The following is a 6,586-nucleotide window of genomic DNA, read 5'->3' as shown; positions in this document are numbered from 1 at the left end:
CGTCGTCCATGCCCAAATCATCATCGAGGAGGCTGTCTCCCCCGCCGACGTCGTCCATGCCCAAATCATCATCAATCGCCAGACCGTCGTCATCCAAACCGCCGGATCCTTCTCCGGGAACACCGGCGCCGCCGTCATCCAAGCCGAAATCAATATCGGCGTCGATATCATTCATCAGATCATCGCCGAAACCGGCGTCGGAGTCATCCGTTATACCGTCTCCAAAATCATCGTCCATCCCGTCATCCAGGCCTTCGTCGAAACCGGCGGTGTCGTCCATCCCCTCGCCACCCGCCGTGACGTCATCGTCCATGTCAAAATCGGAACCACCCCCCACATCCATCCCCATATCTTCGCCGCCGGCAAATTCATCCTGTCCGCCGGTGTCGACCGGCTGCTGAGGAGGAGCCTGATCAACCGCGGGCGCCGATTCCGGTCCAGGGACGCTGAAAATAGTCGAGCATTTCGTGCAGCGGATCTTCACACCTTCCGGTTTTATTTTTTCATCCGGCAGGTTAAACTTCGTACCGCAACTGCTGCAGGAAACAATCATGGCATTAGGGTAATGACATAAAATAAACGAGTAAAAAGTTATGCGCCGTGTTTTTTTATTATATCATCCGCATGGTATTTTACAAGGGAAAAACCAAGAAATCCGCTCCTATTATACTTGAGATTTTACCCACCTTTATGTATACTTTTAATTGAGTATGCATATTTTCAGACATCGAATTGATTCAGCATGAAAGAAAAGGGTTTTTTGGGGGAAATCCAGCAAAGAAGCGAGGAACTCTCGACGATTAACGAAATCGGCCGTGCCCTCACCTCAAGTCTGGACATCAAGGAAATTCTCTCCATCATAATGCAGCAAGTCAAGGTTTTGCTGAACCCAGAAAATTGGTCTCTCCTCCTCGTGGACGAGGAGACCAACGAGCTCTATTTTGAAATCGTCGTGGGCGAACGGTCCGACAAGATCAAGGATATCAGACTCAAGATGGGAGAGGGAATCGCCGGATGGGTCGCCAAAAACGCCGAACCACTTATCGTCCCCGATGTTTCGGCCGATGCACGGTTCACACCGAAAGTGGACGAGGTCTCTGATTTCGAAACAAAGGCGATCGTCTGTGTCCCCGTCATCAGCAAGGGTAAAATCCTGGGCGTCATTGAACTGATAAACTACGATGACGACAACAACAACGCTTTCGGCGAGGACGACATGAGGATATTGTCGATACTGGCCGATTACATCGCCATCGCTCTCGACAATGCCCGCTACTACAATATCGCCAGGAAGCTTATCCTGACCGACGAGCTGACCGGCCTTTACAACTCCCGGTTCATCCACCAGCTCCTCAATGGAGAGGGACATGACGAAATAAAGAATCTCTCCCTCGTTTCGATGATATTCATCGATCTTGATTACTTCAAAAATATCAACGACAAATACGGCCACCTTATCGGCAGCAAGACCATCAAGGAATTCGGCGAATTGCTCAACGGGCTCCTCCGGGAGGGCGATATCGGGATCCGGTACGGGGGAGACGAATTCGTCATCCTCCTTCCTCAGGCCGACAAGTCTGAAGCATACGAGTTCGCCAAGCTCATCAGAAACAAGATAAAGAAGGCCTATTTCCTCAAAAACGACTCGCTGAACATCAAGCTCACGGCAAGCTTCGGCGTCGCCTCCATTCCCGAAGACGCCTCTAATTTCCAGGAGCTTATCGGAGAGGCGGACAAGGCCATGTACCAGGTAAAAAACTCCTTTCGAGACGGCATTTCCCTTGCGAAAACCACCTGGGTGAGCGATTATTAGCCCCCCCTTTTCCCGCCCGATCGGAACACGGACCCCGCCTCCCCTCCCGCACACTGTAAAAATCGATAGCGAAAGTACAACGCCGCACCACCCAGTCCCTTCGTCCGCTCACACACCGGGACTTTCAGCCTCATACGTGCACAGCCCCGAATTGAATTAAAAAACGTGTTGTTTTGTATTTTTCATTTGACAAATCGTTTTTATATCTATATATTGTATAACTGTTACAGCCAGGCCCAATATACAGGTGCCGGCTGAATTCGCCGCTTTGGGGGGTCTTTCACACAACGCATTTATGGTGTAGATAACCGCTTTCATCCCTTTCGTATTCTGACGGAACAGACCGTATCACACACCAGGGATTATCATCCGAAAAGACCCTTCCCGACTTATGCGGTTTACAAGCCAGTCTACTTTCAGCCGTTGCGTTCTTCTTGTCGATACCTTTCGGAGGAGATCATGGGATCAGTCACCAATCTTCAACAGAATAACTCGTCTGACATTCCCGCGCCCTTCACGCATATTTCCAAGCGGGACGGTCGGCTGGTTCCCTTCGAGGCGGGAAAAATCACATCGGCCATTCTCAAGGCCGGACGGGCCACGGGAGAATACGAGGCCGAGACGGCCCGAACGCTGACCATAAAGGTCCTGGGACTGGCCCAAACGATGATATCCGGCACTCCTGCGGTTGAGGAAATCCAGGACCTGGTGGAAGAGGTGTTGCTCGCCTCCACTTTCAAGCGCACCGCCAAGGCGTATATTCTCTACCGGGATCAGCACAGCCGCATCAGGGAAATGGCGACCCGGGCCGACGTCGACCTCATCGATCGTTATCTGGAGCGCCTGGACTGGAAGGTAAAGGAAAACAGCAACATGGCCTATTCCCTGCAGGGCCTGAACAACTATATCTCCAGCGAAATTTCCCGGGTCTACTGGCTCAACAAGATTTACACCCCCGACGTCCGGGAGGCCCATTCCTCGGGTGATCTCCATATACACGACCTGGGCCAGCTCTCGGTGTACTGTGTGGGGTGGGATCTTAGAGATCTTCTGATCACCGGGTTCTGCGGGGCGCCGGGCAAGGCGGAAAGCCGACCGGCCCGTCATTTCCGGTCGGCCCTGGGTCAGATTGTCAATTTCTTCTACACCCTCCAGGGCGAGGCCGCGGGCGCCCAGGCCTTTTCAAATTTCGACACCCTTCTGGCCCCGTTCATCCGGTACGACGGCATGGAATACGTGGAGGTCAAACAGGCCCTCCAGGAATTTGTTTTCAACGTCAACGTGGCGACAAGGGTCGGATTCCAAACCCCGTTCACCAACGTCACCCTGGATTTGACCCCTCCCTCCACCCTGGCGGATGAGGCCGTGGTCATCGGCGGAGAAGTGAAGAGCGAGGTCTACCGCGACTTCCAGACCGAAATGGACATCTTCAACCGGGCGTTCCTGGAGGTGCTCTCGGAAGGCGACGCCAAGGGGAGGGTCTTCACCTTTCCCATTCCGACCTACAACATCACGGAGGACTTCGATTGGGACAATCCGGTTATCCGGAATCTCTGGGAGGTGACCGCCCGATACGGCATCCCCTACTTCGCCAATTTCGTCAATTCGGACATGTCTCCGGACGACGCCCGCTCGATGTGCTGTCGGCTGCGCCTGGACCTGCGTACGCTGGAAAAGCGGGGCGGCGGCCTTTTCGGCTCCAATCCCCTCACCGGCTCCATCGGCGTAGTGACCATAAACATGCCCCGCATCGGCTACCTGGCACAAGACGAAGGGGACTTCATTGAGCGCCTCGATTCCCTGATGGAGATCGCCCGCACGAGCCTCGAGACCAAGCGTAAGGCCTTGGAAACGCTGATGGACAGGGATTTCTACCCCTACTCGAAATTCTATCTCAGGGATGTGAAGAAACGATTCGGCCGATACTGGAATAATCATTTTTCCACCGTGGGGCTGGTTGGTCTGAACGAGGCGTGTATGAACCTTCTGGGGGAGGACATCGGCACCGAAAACGGAGCCGCGTTCGCCGAGAGGGTGCTCGATCACATGCGGCAGGTGCTGACGCGGTTTCAGACCGAGACCGGAAACCTCTACAATCTGGAGGCTACCCCGGGCGAGGGGACTTCCCACCGCCTTGCCCGGCTGGACAGAAAACGCTACGGTGACATCGTCACCGCCAATACCGACGGAAGCACGGACATCAACGACGCCTTCTATACCAACTCCAGCCAGTTGCCGGTCGATTACTCCACCGACGTCTTCGAGGTCCTTGACCTCCAGGATCACCTTCAGACCCTCTACACCGGCGGCACCGTCCAGCACATTTTTCTTGGGGAGGCGGCGCCGGACCCGGAGGCGGTCAAGGCGTTCGTCAAGAGTGTCTGCTCCACCTATCACCTCCCGTATTTTACCATCTCACCCACCTTCTCGGTGTGCCCGGACCACGGATACCTGACCGGCGAGCATCCGACCTGCCCCCACTGCGGCAGGGAGGCGGAAATATACTCCCGGGTGGTGGGATATCTTCGGCCCATCAACCAGTGGAACGAGGGGAAGCAGGCGGAGTTCTCCCTGCGGAGCCGGTATCGCATCGAGACGCCGGGAGGTGCCTCATGAGAATCGGCGGCATCGAGCGGTTCAGCCTCACCGACTTTCCGGGAACACCCGCCGCGGTGGTGTTCACAAAGGGGTGCAACTTCCGCTGCCCCTACTGCCACAACGGGCGGATCCTTTCCGTGGGACCCGCGTCCGACAATGACCTGTCCGCTGAAAGGGTGCTTACGTTTCTCGAGTCGAGAAGGGGAAAGCTTGCCGGGGTGGTCGTCAGCGGCGGGGAGCCGACGATCCAGCCGGACCTCCCACAGTTTCTTGCATCGATTCGAAAGATGGGATACGCCGTCAAGCTGGATACCAACGGCAGCAGACCGGAGATGGTCGAGAGGGTAATCGTCGGGGGCCTCGTCGATTTCATCGCCATGGATGTGAAGGCTCCCCGTGAATTGTACCCGATCCTGGCGGGCGCGCCCGTCGATACTATTGCCGTGATGGAGAGCATCTCCCTCATCGCGTCATCGGGCGTCCCCCACCTCTTTCGCACCACCGTCCCGCCGGGTCTGTTGACAAATTGCGACGTTGCCGCGATTCAAGCCCTCATCCCGGAGGGATCCCCCCACCTCACTCAGCCCTGCCGGACGGAGAATGCCCTGGAGCCCGAGGTGTGCGTCTCGGGAACATACCAAGCGCCCTCGGTGAGCCATACACCCGCCGTCATGGTTCCGTAAGACGACCTTTTCACGAGCCGTCTCGGGAATTTCCATCCCATCAACGTCCCGGCCGTCCTTTTTGTCACCCGGGGGACGCGGAACATCTGCGGGAGACAAACCGAGTTTTCCCCCTGCGGGATCTCTTGACGCCGCTCAGAAACGGCCCACCCGCGATCGCTCATAGCGATGTGTCGGGTGAGAGGGAGTGAAGGGGGGGATAAGGAAGGAAGGGGGGGGGAGGGAGAGAAGACGCCTCTCAGGCGCCGAAGAACGCTTTCACCCCCCGCCACAGGGCGGTGAAATAGGCGATCGCCTCGGGGTCCTTCACCTTTTGTGTCCACATATACTTCCCCCACCCGATCTGGGCCAGGATGTATTCCCCGAAGGCGAACTGGCCTATGGCCGTCTGCCCTGTGGCGAACTGCCCCAGGCCGAAGAGCGCCCCCAGGGCGAGCTGACCCACGCACACGATCCCCGCCACGCACTGGCCGAAAGCGAAGAGAACTCCCACGCCCACCTGGGCGACGGTCACAAGCCCCACCCCGAACTGGCCCACGGCGATGAGACCCCGGGCGACCAGCACCTTCCCGGTCGCCGCATCCCGTCCGAAGGCCACATGGACGACGGGCCAGCCCAGAATCTCCGCCTCGGTGCGCCACTGAAAACCCCGGTACGCCTTCGCGGGAACGCCGCCCGTGGCATGCTCCGAGGTGTATTCATGACCACATCGGGGACAGAACCGCTCGCCCCGCCGCAGTGCCGCCCCACACGACGGACAAAAAAGGCCCCTCTCATTCCTTCTCATCATGCCTCATCCCTTCTTGTCATGCCGCATTTTCCCTCGAACCCTCTCAACCCGTCCAATCCACTCTCATCTCCTCCCGACGACCGACGGGGCGATATTATTCGCCCTTCTCCTCGATAATCCACACGTCCGGGAAATGCCTGCCGTATTCATTGCAGTCCAGGCCGTAGCCCACCACGAACCCCTCCTGCATCTCAAGCCCCACATAGTCGACGTCGATGTCCACCTCCCGTCGCGCCTTCTTGTCGATCAGCGCACAGATCTTCACCGATGCGGGCCCCCTGAGGCGCAACTGATCCCGAAAGTACCTCAGCGTAATGCCGGTATCGACGATATCCTCCACGATCAGGACATGACGGCCGTCAATGGGGTCCTCCAGGTCCTTGATGACCTCCACCTCTCCACTGCTGGTGGAGGACGCCCCGTAGGACCTGAGCACCACGAAGTCCAGCTCCACGTCCATGTTCAGTTTCCTGACCAGGTCCGCCATGAAGATGAAACAGCCTTTCAGCACTCCCACGACCAACAGCTTCTTATCCCGATAGTCGTCGTTGATCCGCCGGGCGAGGCGATTCACCGCATCTGAAATGCTGTCTGCGGAGAACACCATCTCTTTTCTTTCGTACATAGGGCACCCCATGATGGTATGGATGATTCAGTCTAAAGGAGAGTGTCACGATTGTCAAGAGAGCGACGCACGCCACC

At 56.9% G+C, this 6,586-nt stretch carries 6 protein-coding genes; 3 read left to right on the top strand and 3 right to left on the bottom strand.

What is annotated here, in order from left to right:
• Window positions 1-553: zinc-ribbon domain-containing protein (locus tag JW885_03775; GenBank protein MBN1881271.1), on the bottom strand; the 553-nt coding region annotated here is incomplete at its 3' end.
• Between the two features lie 189 nt (window positions 554-742).
• Between JW885_03775 and JW885_03770 the strand changes: the two genes are divergently transcribed.
• The 3 genes from JW885_03770 (at window position 743) to JW885_03760 (ending at window position 5,094) form a co-directional block, all read left to right on the top strand.
• Window positions 743-1,813, top strand: coding sequence for a sensor domain-containing diguanylate cyclase (locus tag JW885_03770; GenBank protein ID MBN1881270.1), 1,071 nt, complete (start codon window positions 743-745; stop codon window positions 1,811-1,813).
• A gap of 459 nt (window positions 1,814-2,272) precedes the next feature.
• The gene (locus tag JW885_03765; protein MBN1881269.1) at window positions 2,273-4,429 is read left to right on the top strand and encodes a ribonucleoside triphosphate reductase; all 2,157 of its coding nucleotides are present in this window, start codon (window positions 2,273-2,275) and stop codon (window positions 4,427-4,429) included.
• Complete coding sequence (locus JW885_03760) at window positions 4,426-5,094, top strand: anaerobic ribonucleoside-triphosphate reductase activating protein (GenBank protein MBN1881268.1); 669 nt, start codon at window positions 4,426-4,428, stop codon at window positions 5,092-5,094. The genes JW885_03765 and JW885_03760 overlap by 4 nt, the downstream gene beginning before the upstream one ends.
• Before the next feature lie 238 nt (window positions 5,095-5,332).
• Here JW885_03760 and JW885_03755 read toward each other — a convergent pair whose 3' ends face one another.
• A complete protein-coding gene (locus JW885_03755; protein MBN1881267.1) occupies window positions 5,333-5,884 on the bottom strand; it encodes a zinc ribbon domain-containing protein in 552 nt (183 codons plus the stop codon).
• Window positions 5,885-5,978: 94 nt separating this feature from the next.
• Entirely contained in the window at window positions 5,979-6,509 is a 531-nt protein-coding gene (gene hpt, locus JW885_03750; protein MBN1881266.1) for a hypoxanthine phosphoribosyltransferase, read from the bottom strand.
• Between the last annotated feature and the right edge of the window lie 77 nt (window positions 6,510-6,586).

Source organism: Candidatus Zymogenaceae bacterium (assembly GCA_016931225.1).
Lineage (GTDB): Bacteria > Desulfobacterota > Zymogenia > Zymogenales > Zymogenaceae > JAFGFE01.
Note: the sequence above shows the minus strand (reverse complement) of the source record. Positions and strands in the feature narration are given on the sequence as shown.